Here is a 20131-nt window from a genome sequence, read left to right on the forward strand (position 1 = left end):
CATGTTTACAGCATTTTACAATGGAGTAAATGGAGTAAAATCCCAAAGTTATGGTATAGACAATACCGCTCATAATATAAGCAATGTCAATACAGTCGGTTTTAAATACTCTGATGTGGCATTTAAAGATGTATTTTATAGCACCATAACAACACAATCATATAACAAAGGTCAAACTGGTTATGGTAGTGTAGCAGGAGCTACTAATGATATTTTTGAACAAGGTCCGTTAGTTTCTACTGATAATGAATTTGATGTAGCAATTGCTGGAAAAGGCTTTTTTGGTGTAAGTAATGCCAATGGGGTTTATTATACTAGAAATGGTGCTTTTAAACCTGATGCAAATGGATTTTTAGTAGATTCAAATGGAAATTATGTACTTGGAACTATGAATCCATCATTACAAGAAATTCAACTAAGCGATAGAGTTTCTAATATGTTTGGTCAGATTATGGGACAAAAAGTCACTACAGCTTGGAGTGGAACACCTGGACAGAATTTACAAATGGGCGGAGTTAATACTCAAGGACCTATTTCTGTACCTAAAAATCTTTACTTACCACCTCAACCAACGCAAAATATAACTTGGAGTGGAAATTTAGACACAAGCACCAAAACAGAAGCAGTAAATGTAGATGTAGATGCTTCTAAATTTGAATTTAGTAAAAATGAAGATGGTAGTGTAAAAATTTCAGGTAGTGTAAAAGATGAACAAATTTATGGTATAAAACCTGGCGATACTATATATTTTAAAATCACTGATGAAAAGGGTGCTAGTCAAACATTACAAGCTACTTTAGATGAAAATTTAGCTTTTAGTATCGACAATCAAAAACTAGATAAAGTCGATTTAGAAACAGCCAAATTAGAATCATCTCACTTAAGCGTTGAAAAAGAAGTAGCTGATAGCACAGAACTTTCTGCAAAATTAATAAATCCTGATGGATCTATTAGTTGGGTAAAAGTTAAATTAGATAGAGTTTTACCGCAAAATGGTACAGATTTAGAATACAAAGCCGTTGCACAAGTGTATGATAATGATGGCAATAAAATAGGTGGAACAACTGAAGGTTTAATCACTTTTAACGAATCTGGAGCTTTAGTATCTAACACCTTAAATTCGGTAGATAATAATGGCACAAGGGTTAATATAAATCTTGGTTCTTATTATGATCCAAATATACCAAATTCAGGCTATGATGGGCTTCATGCTTTACAAAACAAACAACCTTCAGTGCATACACAAACAGATGGTAAGGGCGAGGGGTTTTTAAATAATTATTCTATTAACACAGATGGTACTATCATCGCCACTTTTACCAATGGAGATCAAATAGCTATGGCAAAACTTGCTTTGTTTAATTTTACAAACGAACAAGGCTTGGAAAAGCTAGGGGAAAATCTTTATGGGCAAACAGGAAATAGCGGTAATCCAACTTTTTTACTTGATGCTAATGGAAATTTCAGCACAGCAACTTTTAAAGGTTCTTATTTAGAGCAATCTAATGTAGATTTATCGGTAGCTTTTACTAACTTAATCACTCTACAAAAAGCTTATGATTCAAGTAGTAAAAGTATCACAACAGCCGATCAAATGATACAAAAAGCAATCAACATGAAACGCTAATTTTAGCTTTTCATGTTTTATTTATATTTTTTTGCTCTAAGATATATTTTACCTCTTGCTCAAAAAATTCATACACCCTAAGCTGAACCAAAGATTCTTCTTCATTTTTATCTATTAAACGCTCAAGTTTATCAAATTTTATCTTTTGTATATATCTTGGATTTTTTTTCAAAAGCAAAGCAATATTTTTAAGTAAAGTATCCAAACTAAGCTCACTTTTTAAAACTCTATCTACATATTCTTTAGAAGTTTGCACCAAAATTGCTTGCCTGCTTTTATCTTTTGGATAAATTTCACTAGCAATATCAGCTAAAACTTGCCAAATTTCTGCTTTTATATTTTTATTTGCCACAATAATAGCCGCAAAAGATTTTGCTCTAAATTCTAAAGACAGATGACTAGGAACAAAAAATTCTCTAAATTTAGATAAAAAATTTGCAAATATACTCAACATACTTCACCTCAATGTTTTTTAAGATATTTTAAGATATTATTTCAACTGCCTTCTCTTAGACCTGTGCAATGCTATTTTTAAGCACCGCTTCAGGGTGGGAACACAGCAGAGCACTTAGACTTAGTGTGTGCCGCAGTCATCTGGGAGAGGGTTTTAAAGTTTAAAATACCCTTTAATATCCTCACAAATTCTAAAGAAATTTACCCCATTAATAGTCGGATTTGTTTTAAAATACTCATACATTCCCACAAAACCGCTTTCAAGCTCTTTAGACTTTACTCCATAGCTAATCGATAAAGCCGCTTCTATAAAAGCTGCTAGCTTATCACAATATTTCAAAGCCTTTCCATCAATAGCCTTAAAACGATCCTCATTAACCGCATCCAAACTACCGCTATAAACACTTGGCTTGTTATTAAAAATACGATTTTCAAATTCATTTTTTACAAAGGCACTTTCTTCATTTTGTCCTTCTCTAATACCAAGTATATAACTAAATTCTTCTCTAAAAGATAGTGGTATAAAAGGTAAAATTTTCTCATTAATAAGCTTCATTTCATACTCATTGATGATTTCATTTAAACCATCTATGCCATATTTTACCGGAGAGATGATATCTCTAGTTAAACTTTCAGGCAAATCATGAAACAAAGCACAATAAAAATTGCTTTCTATCCTACCATCGCATGCTTTTACTTCTAAAGAATAAAAATAAGACAAAATAGCTACCACAAGCATATGTCCTAAAACCGCAGTTTCTGGAATCCTTGGAGTTTGTGCCCATCTTTTTTGAAAACGCAAGCGTCCGCTTAGATCGATTATTTTAGAAATTTTTTGATTAAGAGCTATTTTTCTTGCGCCAATTAACTCATAATAATCTTCTAATTCCTCTTCAACCTTAGCCTTAATCTCATCAATATCACTTAAAAATGAACTAGTTTGATAAACTATATTAAACTCCCACCTTGTCGCAAAATACGAAGCAGCTTTTAAAATAAGCCTTTCTTTTGCACAATCTTTACCTTGTAAAAAAAGCTCATAGCGTTTTAAAAACTCACCATTTTCAATATCTTGAATCATCGGTGCGATTTTACTTAATACCCAAGCACTTACTTGCTCATTTTTTGCACGCGTTATCTCATGATACACATCAGGACGTATATCAGTCACTACTACCCTACTTAAAAACTCAAAAATCCCCGCTTCTATGATAAAGCGCATATTGACATCTTTTTCCATTTTAGCAATGAAATAAGCAATGATAAATTTATGTGCTTGCTTATCAAGCTCGACTAAATTTGTCATTCTAGGATAATCATTCCATCTTGATATAGAAGCTGCTTTAAAAATATGCTCTATTAATTCTACACTAATCATTTATTTCCTTTTTTTGCTGTGATTTTACTTTATTTTATAATCTTTAGCAAATTTTAGATATATTTGAAAATGAATTAGAGTAATTAAAAGCTTTCTATATCACTTAACTTAAGATAAACCTCATCATTTTTACTAAGCTCTTTATGATGATAAATACTAAAAATATGTCCTTCCAAACTCACGCCTAGCTCATAAAAATCCCCATAAAACACACATTCTAAAACGCTAGCTTTTAAAGGAGTTTGTGTTATTGAAATTTGTATATCACTAGGACGTAAAATGCCATTTTTACTTTGTAAATATGCTTTAAAATTCTCATCTAAAATTGTATTTGGATCTATAAAAAATGCTTCGCCCAAAAAACAAGCACTATCTATATTTTTAGGCTTACAAAAAAGCTCTTTAGCACTTCCATAGTCTAAAATTTTCCCATCCTTAATCAAAGCGATATTGTCTGATAAATAAAAAGCATCGTCTTTATCATGCGTAACAAAAATAGCACTAAGCTTATGCTCTTTTAAAATATTTTTGATTTCTTTGCGCATTTTAACGCTTAAAGTGTGATTTAAATTTGAAAAAGGTTCATCAAAAAGTATGATTTTTGGTCTTGCAACTATGGTTCTTGCTAATGCTACTCTTTGAGCTTGCCCACCGCTTAGCTCATTTGGATAGCGCTTTAAAAGTGTATTTAAACTTAAAATTTCCAAAACCTCATCAAGTCTTTGTTTTTGCTCGTTTTTACCCAAAGAGCTTATACCAAAGCATATATTTTCTTCTACATTTAAGTGCGGAAACAAAGCATAATCTTGAAACAAAACTCCCACATCACGCTCTTGTGGAGCTAAATACATACTCTTAGAAGCAACTAGTTTATCTCCTATATAAATACTACCATCATTGATTTCAAAAAAACCCGCTATACAACCAAGCAAAGAACTCTTACCACAGCCACTTTCTCCCAAAATACTGACAATCTCGCCTTCTTTTAAGCTCAAAGAAATTCCTTTTAAGACCTCTGTTTTTCCAAAAGATTTGTAAAGATTGTCAATTTTTAAGATTTCCATTATTGTCCTTTTTGGTTGTTTTTATTTTGCAAATAATGCATTAAAAATGTAGGGATAATCCCAAATAACACTATAATCAAAGATGGCAAAGAAACATTGTAAATTAACTCATTTTCACTATAAGCAAATACAAGCGATGAAAGCGTTTGAAAACCTGAAGGTGAAAGTATAGTTGAAATAGGTAATTCTTTTAAAATATCCACACAAATAATCACCACAGCTAAAGCTAAATAATGTTTCATCAAAGGAAAATGAATTTGAGTGAAAATTTTAAGTGGTTTTGATTTTAAGGTTAAATTTGCATAGTCTATATTTTTAGAAATTCTCTCATAGCCTGATTGGGTTGCAAAAATTCCAGAAGCTAAAAATCTCACAAAGTATCCAAAAAACAGCACTAAAAATCCACCACCTATGGCATACTCAAAAGACAAAAGATCAAAAATATAATTTAACACACCCAAAATCACTAAAATTCCCACAGCTACCACAGCTCCAGGTAAAGAATACCCCAAAGTCGTAAGCCAAAGGATGATTTTAGAAGCTTTTGTATCATTTAAACGCACTATAAAACATAAATAAAATGCCGCTCCCACAATAGCAAAAGAACTCACCAAAGCCACACTAAGACTATAAAATGCAGGTGTTAAGACATTGCTTAAATTTTGCATAAAATCAAACCCGGCCCAATAAACAAGCCACATAATAGGCACGACAAAGGCTAAAAATGCCACTAAAAAGCACCATAAAAAGGCTAAAAATGCCCTAAAGCCTTTTAACTCATCTTTTGGGGTAGGTAAAAACACATTTTGATTAAAGCCTTTTTTACCTCTTTGAATTTTTTCTAAAAGCATTAAAAATGCGATAAATACAAGTAAAGCCACGCTTAAAGCCACAGCACTGACTTCATCGCCACCACTTCCCCATGTTCTAAAAATTCCTGCACTAAAAGTATCCACGCCAAAATACGCCACCAAACCATAATCACTCAAAACCTCCATAGCCACCAACAGCAAAGCACCCACTATACCCACACGACAAAATGGTAAAATCACTTTAAAAAATGTTTTTAAATTAGAAGCCTTAAGTGTTTTGGCACTTAAAATGATATTTCCAAGTCCATAAGCAAAGGTATTTTTAGCAAAAAAATACACATAAGGATAAAGAGCAAAAGATAAAATCACAATCACGCCATATGCATTCATGATATCTATACGCCTATCAACACCTAAAAACGTGGGAATTAAGCCTTGAAATTCAAACAAATCAATCCAAACAAAACCCATTACATAAGAAGGTATAGCCAAAGGTAAAATCAAAAACCATTCAAAAAATTTCGAGCCAAAAAATTTATAAAAAGCTATCAAATAAGCACTAATTAATCCTATAATCAAACACAATACTAAAGTCCCAAACAATATAAAAGCACTACCAAAAATATACCTTGGTAAGACATTTTTACTCAAATGTTTTAAGGTATTAATATCTATAAAAGGAAGGTGTAAAATAATAGCAAGTATAGGCAGTATGATTAAACTACAGAAAAAAAAGGTGGCAAAAGACCACCTTAGACTTAAAAATTTCAAATTTTATTTTTCCTTAAAATTATTTCCATTGAACTTCATCAAAAATCATTAAAGCTTCTTTAGCATTACCCCAATAAGATTCAAAATTTGGCTTTTCTACTTTAAACTCGCCCCAAGATTGTAAAATTTTAGCAGGTTTTACTTCTTTATTTACTGGATACTCATAATTTTGGTTTGTTAAAATTTCTTGTGCTTCTTTTGAAAGCATAAACTCGATAAATTTAACCGCAGCTTCTTTATTTTTAGAAGTTTTTAAAACACCTATACCACTTACATTGATATGTGTTCCTCTATCATCTTGGTTTGGAAAAATCACTTTTACTGAATTTGCAGCTTCAACATCTTTAGGATTTTTTGAATTTGCTAAATGTCCTAGATAATAACTATTTGATATAGCCACATCGCCTTCTTTTGCATAGATTGCACGAATTTGATCACGATCCCCACCTTTTGGAGTGCGTGCAAGATTATTTGCTATGCCTTGTGCCCATTCTTTTGCTTTTTCTTTGCCCAAAGTATCTATCATAGCACTTAACAAAGAAATATTATAAACATTATTTGAACTTCTTACTAAAACCTTACCTTTAAATTTAGGATCAGTTAAATCTTCATAAGTTTTAATCTCTCCATCTTTAATTCTATCTTTAGAAGCGATGATGATTCTTGCTCTTGTTGTAAAAGCATACCATTCGTTATTTTTGCCTCTTAGCTCTTTTGGAGAAAGTTTTTCTAGCTCAGGCGAGCTAACTGAAACAAAAAGATTATTTGTGCGAACTTGTTCTAAATTTCCCGCATCAGCAGTCATAAATAAATCTGCTTTTGAATTTTTACCTTCAACTTCTAATCTTTTAGCAAGCTCATTAGCCTTAGCTTGCACCACATTTACACTAATGCCTGTTTTTTCTTGAAATAATTTGAAAATTCCTTTATCAGAATCATAATGACGATGAGAATAAATCGTAAGCTCTTGAGCACTTAAGCTCATAGCAGCTAGTAAAGATAGTAAAACTACTTTTGCTTTCATTTTATAAATTTCCTTAATTTTAAATTTTGAAATTGATAAGGATTATTATATTAATAATTCACTTTATATTTACTTAAATTGATATACATAATCAATTTAAAATAAAATAATACAAAATTAACATAAATCAAGATATTTTTTCTCTTATTTTTATATAATCATCAAAAATACAATATACAAAGGAGATAAAATGACACAAGAGCAAATTCAAATCATCAAAGATTGTGTACCAATTTTACAAAAAAATGGTGAAGTTTTGACAAAAGAATTTTATAAAATCATGTTTGAAGAATATCCTGAAGTAAAACCTATGTTTAATATGGAAAAACAAGCTTCAGGCGAGCAACCAAAAGCTTTAGCGATGGCTATTTTAATGGCAGCAAAAAATGTAGAAAATTTAGAAAATATGAGAAGCTTTGTTGATAAAGTAGCTATCACTCATACAAAATTAAATGTCAAAGAAGAGCATTACCCTATAGTAGGTGCTTGTCTTTTAAAGGCTATCAAAGTAGTATTAAATGCAGATGAAACTATACTAAAAGCTTGGGAAGAAGCTTACAAAGCTATCGCACAATTTTACATAAACATTGAAAAAGAAATTTATGCAAAAGCTAAGTGACAATAGGCTTTGATTTTTCAAAGCCTATTTTAAAAACGCTATCCCCGCTTTTGCTATTTTTACATCCTCATCTAAGTGTGCTCCACCCACACCTATACCACCAACAACAACTCCATCTATAAAAATCGGTACCCCACCAGGCATAATAGAAAACTTATCATCTAAATAACGAATATCTTCAGGTATTTTACCCTCTTTTACACCTTTAAAAATAACTGCTGTTTCTCTTTTTTGCGAAGTGGCTGTGTAGGCTTTTTTATAACTAGCATTAATCGTATGCACACCTGCTTTATCATCTCTTAAAACTGCTAAAATTTGACCAGATTTATCTACTATGGTAATACTTACATGAAAGCCATTTTTTCTTGCTTCTTTCTTTGCAAGATCCAAAATCCCTTCAACCATTTGCGAAGTTAGAACAGGCTCTTTTACAAGCTCAAAAGATTTTGCCATCAAACTTACTCCTAAAAATAAACATAAAATAAATAATTTTTTCATTTTTATCCTTTAAAATTTTTCTACTGCATTTTTTGCTAGTTCTTTAATATCGCCTTTTAATTCACAAATTTGACCATTTTGTGCGAGTAAAATTCTATCAGCCATGTCAAAATATACTTCATCATGTGTTATAGCAAATATTGTAATGCCTTTTTGCTTTAAAAGTGGCAAAAGCTTAGTGTAAAAAAACTTTCTAAACATAGGATCTTGATCAGCTGCCCACTCATCTAATATTAAAATATCTCTTTTTTCGAGTAAAGCATTAAGCATAGCAAGGCGCTTTTTTTGTCCAGCCGAGAGCTTTATAGTGCTAAAATTATTTTCCACAAGCTCTACTTTTTCATTTAGTTCTAAAATTTCAAGCCAGTATACCAAGTCTTCTTTGCTAAATTTCTCATCTTCTAAAATATGCTCAAATAAATGAAAATCACTAAAAATCGCACTAATTAAACTTCTATATTCATAAATATTTTCTGAAGTTACTTTTTCATCATCTAAAAAAATATCCCCTTTAAAGTCTATAAAAAGTCCTGCTAAAATCATAGAAAAAGTAGATTTACCACTACCATTTTTCCCTATTAAAAATACGCATTCGCCCTTTTTAAGCTCAAAATTTACAGGTTTTAGTGCAAAATTTTCATTATAAGAAAAAGATACATCTTTAAAACAAAGTTTTTGCCAAGTTTTTTTATTTTGACTAATTTTAAACTCATGAGAATAATTTTCTAAATTTAAATTTGAAATTTTATCTAAAGCGATTTTTGCCATCATAAGCGTAGGAAAACTTCCTATCATAGCTCCAAGTGGCGATCTTAAAAAAAGCACACTTAAAGCAATAGTAGTAGCACTTTGCAAACTAGCAAGTTCATAGCTTAAAGCTATATAAAACTCCACTCCTACTAAAGCTAGCATGGCACTATTACTCCAATTATTAGATAAGATATGTAAGATATTTCCTATAGTGGAGCTTTTTTTCTTTTTTAGAGCATTTTTTTCAAACTCGTTTTCATAATAATACTTTGCCCTTAAAGGATTTAAGGTTAATTCTTTATGCCCTTGTAAAATATTTTGATAGTTTTTTTGCAAAGCATCATCATTTTCCCTAGCATTTTTAAAATAAAAATACACCTTACTCATTAAAAAATTATCCACCAAAAAAACGCACACTATCCACACAAAACATAAAAAGAAAATTTCTAAAGAAAGATAAGCTATATAAGCACTTACACAAATAATCAAAACACTTGATTGTATGAATTCAGGAAATCTTAAAAGTCCAAAAGAAATACTACGCACATCATTATTTAAAGAAGCCAAAATCTTTGCTTTAGTAGTATTTAAAATACTCAAAACACTTGTATCTAAAATTTGCTTTACAACCCTTCTTTGCATTTTAAAAATAAAACTTTGTCCAAACGAGCTTAAAGCAATTTCTACAAAAGAAGAACTCGCAAAAAATACAAGCAACAAAAGCACAAAATACACGATAATATTTGAGTTTTCAAGATTAGCTTTTAATAAAAATTCATTGATAAAAACTAAAGTCAATACACCTAATATACTCGTAAAAATACTAAAAAGCAAAAAAAGAATGATTTTTAATTTGCTTTCTTTAAATAAAAAAACTAAAAATTTCATTTAATCTAAACCTTAACTCTAAAAGCAAATTATATAACAAAAATATGCATAATAAATTATTTATATTGTTTATGTTTATTTATTTTTATTTAACTATAAATAAATTTTGTTATAATATATTTAAAAATTACATATTGATATTAATAATTATTTAAGGATAGCTGATGTCTAGTTTTTCTAACCATATTCTTTTATCTGGTATTGTTATTTCTATCTTATTTGATCAAAGTCTAGCGCTACCTAGTGGTGGTAAATTTACACATGGAACTAGTGGTTCTATTAGCATAAATGATAATCATATGAATATCCACGGAAATGGGCAAAATTCTGTAATACAATGGGGGGGGGGATTTAGCATAGGCAAAAATGAAAGTGTAAATTTTAATGGCTCTAACAAAAACTACCTAAACATTGCTCATGGGACAAGTAAATCTACCATAGAAGGTTTATTAAATGCAAGTGGCAATAATGTCTTTTTAATCAATCCTAATGGAGTAATCATTACTAAAACAGGAACTATCAATGCTAATCGCTTTGTGGCTTCAACCTCATCAATAAGTTCTGATGAAATGCAAAAATTTGCAAATGGAAAAACAAATACCATACAATCACCTATTATAAAATTAGATAAAAACAATGGCAATGTAGTTAATATGGGAAATATTAACGCTGAAGAAGTTGTCTTTATAGGAAATAAAATTTTATTAAATTCAAATATTAAAAATTCAAATGATTTATTAACCAAAATCAACTCAAAAAACATCAAACTTATAGGAAACGAAATAGACATTGATACATCAAATATAAACGCAAATTCTTTATCAAAATTAGAAGTAAGTGCTAAAGAAAGAGGTTCTATATATTTAAATGCTAGTGGATATTACTACGATCCTAATTCTTTTGCAGTTTTTGATAAACTTAAACAAGCTGATTTTCAAAATATAAAACATAATAATAACTCTTTTAACATATATGATTTTGTAGGAATATCTTCAGATGTTGATTGGTGGCATTTTGCCAAAGGTTGGAATGAAAATAAAAAAGATTTTAGAAATACAGCTACTGAATACAGACTAACAAATGATATAGATTTTAAAGGAAAAAACTATGCAAATTACTGTATAGAAGGATATGGTTGCACCAATATGATAGTAGGATATAAAGATCCTATTTACAATGATGATTGGGAAATTATAGAAGATAATAGCTTTTATAATAAAATTTTTGACGGACAAAATTTTGCTTTAAAAAATATATTCATAGATACAAATGTATTATCAGATTCTTTAAGATATGTTGGTATATTTGGAAATGCTAATGGTTCTGAATTTAAAAATATAATAATTGATTATAACGATAATTCTATTCTATCAAACTCAATGTATACTGGAGGTTTTATAGGATATGCAAATGGTGGCAGTAAATTTGAAAATATAGAGTTAAAAAATATCTCTAAAATCTCTACACAAAATAAAAACAACCTCTACGCAGGAGGTTTTATAGGATATGTTAATGGTGCTAACTTTAACAAGATTGATATAAAATCAATAAGAGAAATCAGCGGTATTAGCCTTGAAAATAGATCACATATTGGAGGTTTTGTAGGTGGAATTAACAATGGAAAATTTGAAAATATAAACATATCACAAATAAATAAAATTATTAATGATAAAACAACAAAAGCAACATATACAGGTGGTTTTGCCGGAGAAGTATGGGGAGGAAAATTTAGCAATATCGATATAAGACAAATTGATGAAATTAATGGAGGTTTTGTTACAGGTGGTTTTTCAGGTAATATAGGCTATGCTGATCTTGAAAATATAAATTTAGATATAAACAACATAACCTCCACTTTTACTACTTTACGCCATACTTATGCTGGCGGATTTGTAGGAAGTATTGATTCTGGTGATACTTATTTTAAAAACATCAATGTGCGTGTTAAAAATGTAAAAAGCATTAGTCAAGATAACAAAGATGGCTCGTTGGAAGAAGATTTTTTTGATACAGGAAATGCTTATGCTGGCGGGTTTGTAGGTTTTGCTAATGGAGGTGTTTTTGATAATATTAGCATAGAAGCTGAAAAAATAGAAAGCATTAATAATAACTCCATGGAAGGCACTCGTGCTGCAAGCGGTGGTTTTGCAGGAAAAATAGAAGGATATAGAAGTGATAATTTATCTCTTTCAAATATCACAATAAAAAATATTGACACTATTTCAGGCAAGATTGAAAAAGACAAAAGCGGAATGGTGAATGTTGGAGGTTTTGCAGGATGGATTCAAAAAGAAGGCAAGGGAAGTTTTTCCGACATAAGCATATATGATATAAAAAATATACAAGCTTATGGACAAAAAGACTTTGCCAATGCTGCTGGGTTTATCGGATATATTGAAGGGCGTTCAATGTTTCAAAAATTTAATTTAGATTTTAAAAATATATATTTATTTTTTGAAAATGACTCCCAAATACAATCTTTTGCAAGTGATGGTAAAAATTTAAGTGGAAAATTTATTAGTGCCTATAACGATAAAAATGTAAATTTAGCTTTTAAGAATATACATATTTATCATCATGAAAATGATTTTAATGATGTTTTTAGCGACTTAAAATTATGGAAAGATATGAAAATTAATATTCATACCTATAATGATGATAATAAAAATTTAAAATTTGAAGATTTTTTAAGTAAAGATAATACAATAGCAAGACCTATTATAGAACTACCAAAAAAACCAGATTTTTCAAATAAAATAGAAATTAATTACCCAAATATAGACAATATCATACAAGAAGAAGCCATCCTTGGTAAAGATGATTTATACGAAGATGTCATCAAAAATGAAATTCTAGCAGATCTTATCAATCAGCATTATAAAATATATATTGATGTTTTATTGGATATGTTAGCAGAAAAAGATTATAATCTAATGACAGAAGATGAAAAAGTAGATTTTGTGGCAAAATACTTCATCAAAGATACAGCAAATAATAAATCACAAGCCTTGAAGATAGTTCAAAGTTTAGATTTTATAATGGCTTATCAAAACAACGGATTAAATAATGCAAATAATGATAAATTTGAAGAAGGTGTAAAAGATTTTTATCAAAACAATATAAAATCAAATATAGACAAAACAATTGAGAAAAAAATAAGTATATTAGAAATTCTAAAAGGAGAATTAAAAGATATAGTTTTAAATTCACAACAACTTCTAAAAGAATTGGAAAATATAAAATTACAACTTCAAATAGCAGAAAAATCTTATAATGACTATATAAAAAACAATTCTTCACTAGATCCTAATAAGCTAGCTCAATTACTTAAAAATATCAATATGCTAGAAAAACAACAAGAAACAATAGCTTCCAAATTAGGATTAGCAGAAATTAAAAATAAAATAGAATATCAACACAATAAAGGTAGTTTTTTAATAATGGGAGATTATCAATATGACTTATATAAACCTATTTTAGAAAGCATTGATCTAACACCTGGCATTCCTATTGAACCTGATTTACCTTGGACTGATCTAACACCTAGTATTCCTAGCATTCCTACACTAGAAAACAATCAAGCAAAATCAAGTCTAAACAATAATCAAAACTATCCTGCAATGATTAATGACAATATTGCTAATTTATTTTTATTTAATTCTTTAGGAGATGATTTAGTTAAAGATGAAATAATAATCAAAGAAATTGGGGAACTTGATATAGAAGCTCGCAAAAAAACTTGTATTGTAAGCGATGGGTTTAAAGCTATGAACCCATGTGCTAATTAAAGAAAGTTAAATGCATAAGATTATTGTTTGCACCTTAATTTTAACATGTGCTTTACGAGCTACAAATGACAATATAAAAATAATGGAATTATCTCCTGATAGAAATATACCACAAAACAAAGCTTTAAAAGAAAATTTAAAAACTGAACAAAATTATGAAAAATTTCAAGATGCTAGAGAAATCATAAATACACACCAAGAACATTATGAAAAAGAAATACTTACTCACTATAATTTTCACATCACAAACAAAGGAATTGATTTTGAAAATTTAGGAATTGAAGAAGAGGAATTACATAATCTCATATTAAACTATGAACAGAAAAAATTTAATATCCAAGATTTGCAAGATGTATCAAATATTGTTGCTTATTATTTCCAAGTTAATGGCTATCCTGCTGCAACAGTGTTTATTCCAAAACAAAATTTTGAAGATGGCAATATAGAACTAAACATTGCTTTAGGAGTATTTGGAAAACACATAATAGAAAACAAAACCTCGATCAAAGATCATTTCATAAAAGATAAATTAGATAAAAAACTTAAAGGCAGAATTATCTCCACTAAATTAATAGAAGATAGCGCATATAAAGTCAATGAAATGTATGGAGTACAAACCCTAGCAGGCTTACAAGCAGGAGAGAATGTAGGAGAAACTGATGTAGTTATAGAAGTAGTTCCTGATACTAAGGCTAATGTATTATTATATGCTGATAATTATGGTATTGAAAGTTCTGGTAAATATAGAATAGGCATCAGCATGGGATTTAATTCTATATTTAATATGGGAGATTATTATAATTTTTACTTACAATCAAGCAATGAAAAACAAATCAACTATGGAGCTAGTTATACTTTCTTTTTAGGAAATTTAAAAATTACTCCAAGTGTATCAAAAGGAAATTATTCCTTGGGAGAAGATTATGAAAATGCCGGATTTTATGGTACTTCTAGAAATTTCGGTATAGACTTTTCTTATCCTGTGTGGATTAATACTAATTCATCTTTATACTTTACTTCTAGTATTTATCATAAAATACTTAGTGATACAAGTGCTGGATTTTTAACTTTTAATAAGCATTCTAATGTAGGTAGTATGGGTTTAGAAGGTTTATTTAGAAATTTTCATAACACTTTTATTTATAGTACCAAAATCAACCTAGGCAAGGTCTATGACGATGGGGTTAATTTTTTAGGCACTAATTATAAAAATAATAGTAAAGGCATGGGTTGGTTTAGAAAACTCAATGCTAGTTTGAATAATTATTATAGTATTAATGAGTATATTACTCATACTTTAAATATAAACTATCAAAAGGTATTAGGAAATTTTGAATTAGATTCTTCTGAAAGTTCATCTTTAGGTGGAGCTTATGGAGTAAGAGCTTATGATAATGGAGAGGGAGATGGAGATAATACCATAGTAGCTAACTTTGGTATAAGAATAAATATACCAAATACTAATTTTTATTTTACTCCTTTTTATGATATAGGTTATGCTTGGTATGAAAAAGCTTCAGGGGATAGATTAGCAGATGAGCATTTTTTAGATGCTGTAGGCTTACAAATACTTTATAATAAAGCTAATGAGTATTATATAAAGCTTGATGCAGCAAGAGCAGTTCATCAGTATAAATATGATGATGAGCATAGAATGAAATTGTATTTAAGTGGAGGGGTGTATTTTTAACTACCACTTAGAAAATACACTCTAGTAGCTAAATCTTTAAAAGCTTTAGAGTGGATTAGACCTTGACAAGCTTTAGATTTTGAAGTGCTTGCAAATTCACTTTGACTAAAAGCATTTAAAGCCTCATCTAATTGAGTTTTTATGCTTTGATTTTTAGGATCTTTCAAAGCTTGATTTTTTAAATCTGCTATATTTTGGACTTTGCTTTTTTGAGCATTATCTATCATAAGTGCTAAAAGCAAAACACTTTCTTTATCTACAAAAAGCACTTTAAAACATTGCTCATCATTTCCTACACTAAAATCAAGTTCTTTGGTGGAATTTTGCAAATTTGATAAGTCTTCATTTTTTATATTTGTTACATTGCTCATTAAAGCTATATTTGAAAGACTTTCATTTTTTAATATATAAGCACTTACATCATTAATAAAAATTTTTAAATTTCCCAAAGCTTGAACTACACTTGCCTCATCTTTACTTGTGCTAAATTTTGGCAGAGCAACCGCAGCTAAAACTCCAAGTATAATTACTACAAACACAAGCTCTATAATAGTAAAAGCTTTTTTCATAATATGCCTTGTAAGTTTTTTACCTTAGGCTTTATAAGATCATCTTCTATATTTACAAATTCTTTACGCTCATAAGCCTCGCAAGCTGCCCTTGCTATCATCAAAGCATTATCCGAACAATACTCAAGCGGAGCTAGCAAAAGCTCACAATGATAACTTTGACATAAATGCTCTATTTGACTTCTTAAGCTTAAATTTGCACTAGCTCCGCCTACTATACCAAAGCGTTTAAATTTATACTCTTTAAAAATTTTTTCTAACTTGTTTAAAATATGAGCTATGGCTGCTTTTTGAAATGCAAAGGCAATTTTACTTTTACGCTCCAAGCTTAATTCTTCTCTTAAAATTTCCAAACGCACTTGGTTTTTAAGTCCTGAAAAACTATAAGCTAAATCTTTAGAATGAAGCAAGGGTATGCTAAATTCTAAATCACTTTCTTCTACATTTTTAGCTAAATTTTCTATGATAGCTCCGCCAGGATAGCCAAGATCCATCATTTTTGCTACTTTATCAAAGCTTTCTCCAAAGCTATCATCGGTTGTTCTTGCTAATTCTGTGATTTTACCTTGCTCATTAATAAAAAGCACCATAGTATGCCCACCACTTACAAGCAACACACCCATATCAAAATTAGCTTTTTTATCTAAAAACATAGAATAAATATGCCCTTTTAGATGATTAATCGCAATGAGCGGTAAATTTAAACTAATAGCAAGCATTTTAGCCATAGCTACTCCACCTATCAAACTCACACTAAGGCCAGGTTCATTTGTAACTGCTATGGCGCAAAGTTTATCAAAGTATTTTTGGCATCTTTTTAAAATCTTAGGTAAAGCTTCACTATGTAATCTTGCGGCAAGCTCGGGCACCACCCCTCCATAAGCACTATGGGCATTTTCTTGAGAAATTTTTGTATGAAAGATACACTCAAAGCTATTTTTATTAATGATAGCAATAGAACTATCATCACAAGAGCTTTCTATGGCAAGAATCAAATCTCTCATTGAAATTCCACTAAAATCATACCGATAAATTTGTCTTTTTGTTCTGCTTTTTCTATGGCTTTTGCAGGTATATTTGCTTTTTTAATTTCTTTAAAATTAGTCTTTCTTTCTAAAACTTGATCGGCTAAATTTGCATTCTTTAGCTCATAAAATTCTACTCTGTAAATTTTTCTTTTTTTATCCAAAGAATAACGGCTTTGCATTTGGTTTTTGCTTATAACAATATCACTTTCATCAACACCCCTATCAAAACCTATAACATTAACTCTTACACCTGCTATAGAAGGTATTTTAAAATTATCTTTTACCATAATTTTTTGAGCAAAATTTGTTTGTATATTTTTTCCATCTACTATCACTTCAACACTATCTAGAGCATTTGAAAATTCAAAATATTCAGGATACAATCTTGTTTGCAAGCGATTGCCATAATTGATTGAATATGAGTTAGCATTGGAAATTACTGCAGTAATCTCATTACTTGCTTCATAATTTAAAGCTTGATTAATAGGAAAAGGTAAAAAATTTATAGCACTAGCAGGTTTATCAAGATAAAGTAAAATTTTATCATTAAAAAGTTTTACCTCTAAAGGCTTTTCAATAGCTCTATAAACTCCATTTGGAGTTAAATCGAAAGTTCTTTGAAATTCTATATTTGCCTTTTTTAGATAATACTCCACCGCCAAAAGATGATAATATACTCTTAAATGCGTTGGTAAATTTTTGCTCGCTTCATTAGCAAAGGCTGCTTTGTGATTTGACACCACAAAATAAGTTAAAGCCTTTAGCATATCTTTATCATTGCTTTCTTGGGTTTTGGTATTTTTTAAATGATATTGATGTTCTTCTTTAACCAAAGCTTTATTGATATTTTCCACTGCCTCTTTAGCAATATTTTCCAAATCTGCATATTTAGTAGAATTTACCTCACTTTGATCAATAATACTAGTATTGCCCCAGCGATTTGGATTTTTATCTTTGCTTTCATATTGAGGTCTATAAAATCCACTTCCATCGTGCAAATTTATAACCATATTTACCTCAGGTTCCAAAATAAGCTTTTTTATGCGCTCTATAGTGTGAAAATCAGGATCGTTTTCATCTATATGGGCAAATTTTCTATTTAAATCTCCAAAATTTCCTCTATTTCTAGCAATAATACTTTCAAAAGCTAAATTTGGTGCGACAATAATTTTACCTTTAGTGATATTATAATCACTCAAAAGCAAACTAGCAGCATGAAACCCACCTGGCTCGTCTCCTTGTATACCTCCAAGGATTAAAACCGTATTATTATCATCTAAACTTTTTCCATTTTCTTTAACGCTAAACTCTAAAGCAAAAACCACATTTATAAAAATCAAAATACTTAAAAAATATCTCACTTCATTTCCTTATCTAAATAAAGCCTAACTTGCTTATCATACTCAAAAACATCTTCAATTTGGTTAATCTTTGGCACACCAAAATAATCCAATGCTTTAAAAATACCCTTGGCTATGTCTAAAAACTGCGCTTTTTGGGCTAAAAATTGATACACCATATATTCATTTGCACTATTTATAATCACACCCAAGTCAGGCTTTTTCAAAAGCTCATCTTTAAGTGAAAATATAGGATATTTTTTTAAACTAATTTTTTCAAATTTTAAACTTGGCATAGCTAACAAATCCAAATTTTCTATAAAGCTTTGTTCATGCTCATCTAAAATAGCTTGAGCTATAGACAAACGCATATTTGCATGAGAAAAATATGCACTCATACCACCATCTTTAAATTCACATAAAGCATGCACTAAAGACTTTCTTTCTATCAAAGCATCTATTTGTTTAATACCATAAAGATGATAAGCTTCGATAATTTCAAAAAGTTTATTACACATGCTAGCACTATCTATGGTGATCTTAGCTCCCATGCTCCAGTTAGGATGCTTAAGAGCTTCTTTTACACTGACATTTTTTAAATCTTTGATTTTATAATTATAAAAGGCCCCGCCACTTGCTGTGATAAAAAGTTTTTTAATATCTTTTCTTTTATCTATCAAGCACTTTAGTGCTGCATGTTCGCTATCTATGGCTTTAATCTTAGAAGTGTCAAAAAATTTCCCTGCTACTACTAAGCTTTCTTTGTTTGCCAAGGCTAAAATTTTACCAAGCTTTTGCACCATAAGACTTGAACTTAAGCCTGCAAAACCTACTATAGCATTTACCACTAAAGAACTTTTGCACTCAGCTATCATCGCTTTTAAACCCTCTTGACCACAAAAAATCCTATCATGATCAACTAAGGTTTTATCTTTTTCATCTTGTATACATACAAATTTAGGCTTAAAAAGAGCTATTTGCTCATTTAAAAGCTTGATATTTTTACCACAAGATAAGGCTTCTATGTTTATGTTTTTTTCTTGAGCAATAAAAAGAGTATTAACTCCTATACTTCCCGTGCTTCCAAGTACGATCATACTAAAGTTGCCATTGCAAATGCTGCAATGATAACAGCATCAATTCTATCTAAAACTCCCCCATGCCCTGGGATTAAATTACCACTATCTTTAATACCTGCTTGTCTTTTAAAATAACTCTCAAGCAAATCCCCTATCACAGCAAAAATAGCTACGATTAAAGATATATAAATACTTTTTACCAAGCTAAATTCAAAAGAGCCTATGATAGTTCCTAAAATCCCCGCACAAACAATGCCACCTACAACACCTTCTAAGGTTTTATTTGGACTTGTTAGAGAAAAAGCTCTCTCGCCAATTAGTTTTCCTATAAAATACGCCCCACTATCGCAAGCAACGACAATCACTATAAGCCAAAATAATACAAACATACCCTCATAACTTAATACTTGATAAAGCATTAAAATAGGTAAAGTAGGATATATATAAGGCATAAGTTCATTTAAATTTTCACTTTTTTTATAAACTAAATATCCTAAAATCAAAATCAAAGCCAAAAGGCCTATAAAGAAAGGTTTATCTAAAAATGCTCCTATTGCAAAAACACACAAAGCTACAAAAACACTTGCATGTTTGCTTTTAAACATAGTTTTTGCTTCATTAAATGCCAAAAACAATAAAACACCAAAAATCGCAAAATTAATCAAAAAATTATCCACCAAAGCAACAACAGCTATCACAGCTATCATCACAATAGCACTAAGAATTCTTGTCTTTGAAAACATTTTTATCCTT

At 29.8% G+C, this 20131-nt stretch carries 16 protein-coding genes and 1 other RNA gene; 5 read left to right on the plus strand and 12 right to left on the minus strand.

Annotation, left to right across the window (positions count from 1 at the left end):
* Position 1: 1 nt before the first annotated feature.
* On the plus strand, positions 2-1627 hold the full coding sequence (locus L8U04_RS04460) for a flagellar hook protein FlgE (protein ID WP_133319032.1): 1626 nt from the start codon (positions 2-4) through the stop codon (positions 1625-1627).
* A 10-nt stretch (positions 1628-1637) separates the two neighbouring features.
* On the opposite strand, the gene L8U04_RS04465 is transcribed toward L8U04_RS04460, so the two are convergent.
* On the minus strand, positions 1638-2081 hold the full coding sequence (locus L8U04_RS04465; RefSeq protein ID WP_133319033.1) for a hypothetical protein: 444 nt from the start codon (positions 2079-2081) through the stop codon (positions 1638-1640).
* Between the two features lie 52 nt (positions 2082-2133).
* Here L8U04_RS04465 and ffs point away from each other — a divergent pair.
* Positions 2134-2231, plus strand: an RNA gene (ffs, locus tag L8U04_RS04470) — signal recognition particle sRNA small type.
* 3 nt (positions 2232-2234) lie between these two features.
* Here the strand turns inward: ffs and L8U04_RS04475 are convergent.
* From L8U04_RS04475 to L8U04_RS04490, 4 genes are all read right to left on the minus strand, one after another.
* Positions 2235-3458: an HD domain-containing protein gene (locus L8U04_RS04475; protein ID WP_263660640.1), complete on the minus strand. Its 1224-nt coding sequence runs from the start codon at positions 3456-3458 to the stop codon at positions 2235-2237.
* A gap of 83 nt (positions 3459-3541) precedes the next feature.
* Positions 3542-4522: an ABC transporter ATP-binding protein gene (locus L8U04_RS04480; protein ID WP_263709525.1), complete on the minus strand. Its 981-nt coding sequence runs from the start codon at positions 4520-4522 to the stop codon at positions 3542-3544.
* Positions 4522-6105 carry an ABC transporter permease gene (locus tag L8U04_RS04485; RefSeq protein ID WP_263709526.1) on the minus strand — a complete coding sequence of 528 codons (1584 nt, stop codon included), beginning with the start codon at positions 6103-6105 and terminating at the stop codon, positions 4522-4524. The genes L8U04_RS04480 and L8U04_RS04485 overlap by 1 nt, the downstream gene beginning before the upstream one ends.
* A gap of 19 nt (positions 6106-6124) precedes the next feature.
* Positions 6125-7129, minus strand: coding sequence for an extracellular solute-binding protein (locus L8U04_RS04490; RefSeq protein ID WP_263709527.1), 1005 nt, complete (start codon positions 7127-7129; stop codon positions 6125-6127).
* A gap of 190 nt (positions 7130-7319) precedes the next feature.
* Here L8U04_RS04490 and cgb point away from each other — a divergent pair, with 190 nt between their 5' ends.
* Positions 7320-7748 carry a single-domain globin Cgb gene (gene cgb, locus L8U04_RS04495; protein WP_263666654.1) on the plus strand — a complete coding sequence of 143 codons (429 nt, stop codon included), beginning with the start codon at positions 7320-7322 and terminating at the stop codon, positions 7746-7748.
* A 24-nt stretch (positions 7749-7772) separates the two neighbouring features.
* Here cgb and L8U04_RS04500 read toward each other — a convergent pair whose 3' ends face one another.
* A complete protein-coding gene (locus L8U04_RS04500; RefSeq protein ID WP_133319039.1) occupies positions 7773-8246 on the minus strand; it encodes a GlcG/HbpS family heme-binding protein in 474 nt (157 codons plus the stop codon).
* A gap of 9 nt (positions 8247-8255) precedes the next feature.
* Entirely contained in the window at positions 8256-9884 is a 1629-nt protein-coding gene (locus tag L8U04_RS04505; RefSeq protein WP_263709528.1) for a multidrug ABC transporter permease/ATP-binding protein, read from the minus strand.
* 164 nt (positions 9885-10048) lie between these two features.
* Between L8U04_RS04505 and L8U04_RS04510 the strand changes: the two genes are divergently transcribed.
* Positions 10049-13672, plus strand: a complete 3624-nt coding sequence (locus L8U04_RS04510; RefSeq protein ID WP_263709529.1) for a filamentous hemagglutinin N-terminal domain-containing protein — start codon at positions 10049-10051, stop codon at positions 13670-13672.
* Positions 13673-13682: 10 nt separating this feature from the next.
* The gene (locus tag L8U04_RS04515; protein WP_263709530.1) at positions 13683-15362 is read left to right on the plus strand and encodes a ShlB/FhaC/HecB family hemolysin secretion/activation protein; all 1680 of its coding nucleotides are present in this window, start codon (positions 13683-13685) and stop codon (positions 15360-15362) included.
* On the opposite strand, the gene L8U04_RS04520 is transcribed toward L8U04_RS04515, so the two are convergent.
* The 5 genes from L8U04_RS04520 to L8U04_RS04540 are packed head-to-tail and all read right to left on the minus strand — an operon-like array spanning position 15359 to position 20121.
* Positions 15359-15931 (minus strand): type II secretion system protein, encoded by a 573-nt coding sequence (locus L8U04_RS04520; protein WP_318530209.1) that lies wholly within the window; start codon positions 15929-15931, stop codon positions 15359-15361. The two genes, L8U04_RS04515 and L8U04_RS04520, sit on opposite strands and share 4 nt — an antisense overlap.
* On the minus strand, positions 15928-16935 hold the full coding sequence (gene tsaD, locus L8U04_RS04525) for a tRNA (adenosine(37)-N6)-threonylcarbamoyltransferase complex transferase subunit TsaD (protein ID WP_263709531.1): 1008 nt from the start codon (positions 16933-16935) through the stop codon (positions 15928-15930). Before tsaD ends, L8U04_RS04520 begins: the two co-directional genes overlap by 4 nt.
* Positions 16932-18320, minus strand: a complete 1389-nt coding sequence (locus tag L8U04_RS04530) for a M99 family carboxypeptidase catalytic domain-containing protein (RefSeq protein WP_220566709.1) — start codon at positions 18318-18320, stop codon at positions 16932-16934. The genes tsaD and L8U04_RS04530 overlap by 4 nt, the downstream gene beginning before the upstream one ends.
* Positions 18317-19396 carry a 1-deoxy-D-xylulose-5-phosphate reductoisomerase gene (gene dxr / locus L8U04_RS04535; protein ID WP_263709533.1) on the minus strand — a complete coding sequence of 360 codons (1080 nt, stop codon included), beginning with the start codon at positions 19394-19396 and terminating at the stop codon, positions 18317-18319. The genes L8U04_RS04530 and dxr overlap by 4 nt, the downstream gene beginning before the upstream one ends.
* Positions 19393-20121 carry a phosphatidate cytidylyltransferase gene (locus L8U04_RS04540; protein WP_220566711.1) on the minus strand — a complete coding sequence of 243 codons (729 nt, stop codon included), beginning with the start codon at positions 20119-20121 and terminating at the stop codon, positions 19393-19395. The genes dxr and L8U04_RS04540 overlap by 4 nt, the downstream gene beginning before the upstream one ends.
* Between the last annotated feature and the right edge of the window lie 10 nt (positions 20122-20131).

This window comes from Campylobacter sp. IFREMER_LSEM_CL908, assembly GCF_025771545.1.
Taxonomy (GTDB): Bacteria; Campylobacterota; Campylobacteria; order Campylobacterales; family Campylobacteraceae; genus Campylobacter_D; species Campylobacter_D lari_D.

Coding starts and splice junctions, on each gene's coding strand:
- L8U04_RS04475 (WP_263660640.1), bottom strand. CDS start 3,458: ATGATTAGTGTAGAATTAATAGAGCATATTTTTAAAGCAGCTTCTATA.
- L8U04_RS04505 (WP_263709528.1), bottom strand. CDS start 9,884: ATGAAATTTTTAGTTTTTTTATTTAAAGAAAGCAAATTAAAAATCATT.
- cgb (WP_263666654.1), top strand. CDS start 7,320: ATGACACAAGAGCAAATTCAAATCATCAAAGATTGTGTACCAATTTTA.
- L8U04_RS04500 (WP_133319039.1), bottom strand. CDS start 8,246: ATGAAAAAATTATTTATTTTATGTTTATTTTTAGGAGTAAGTTTGATG.
- L8U04_RS04465 (WP_133319033.1), bottom strand. CDS start 2,081: ATGTTGAGTATATTTGCAAATTTTTTATCTAAATTTAGAGAATTTTTT.
- L8U04_RS04540 (WP_220566711.1), bottom strand. CDS start 20,121: ATGTTTTCAAAGACAAGAATTCTTAGTGCTATTGTGATGATAGCTGTG.
- L8U04_RS04480 (WP_263709525.1), bottom strand. CDS start 4,522: ATGGAAATCTTAAAAATTGACAATCTTTACAAATCTTTTGGAAAAACA.
- L8U04_RS04490 (WP_263709527.1), bottom strand. CDS start 7,129: ATGAAAGCAAAAGTAGTTTTACTATCTTTACTAGCTGCTATGAGCTTA.
- L8U04_RS04510 (WP_263709529.1), top strand. CDS start 10,049: ATGTCTAGTTTTTCTAACCATATTCTTTTATCTGGTATTGTTATTTCT.
- L8U04_RS04520 (WP_318530209.1), bottom strand. CDS start 15,931: ATGAAAAAAGCTTTTACTATTATAGAGCTTGTGTTTGTAGTAATTATA.
- dxr (WP_263709533.1), bottom strand. CDS start 19,396: ATGATCGTACTTGGAAGCACGGGAAGTATAGGAGTTAATACTCTTTTT.
- L8U04_RS04515 (WP_263709530.1), top strand. CDS start 13,683: ATGCATAAGATTATTGTTTGCACCTTAATTTTAACATGTGCTTTACGA.
- tsaD (WP_263709531.1), bottom strand. CDS start 16,935: ATGAGAGATTTGATTCTTGCCATAGAAAGCTCTTGTGATGATAGTTCT.
- L8U04_RS04460 (WP_133319032.1), top strand. CDS start 2: ATGTTTACAGCATTTTACAATGGAGTAAATGGAGTAAAATCCCAAAGT.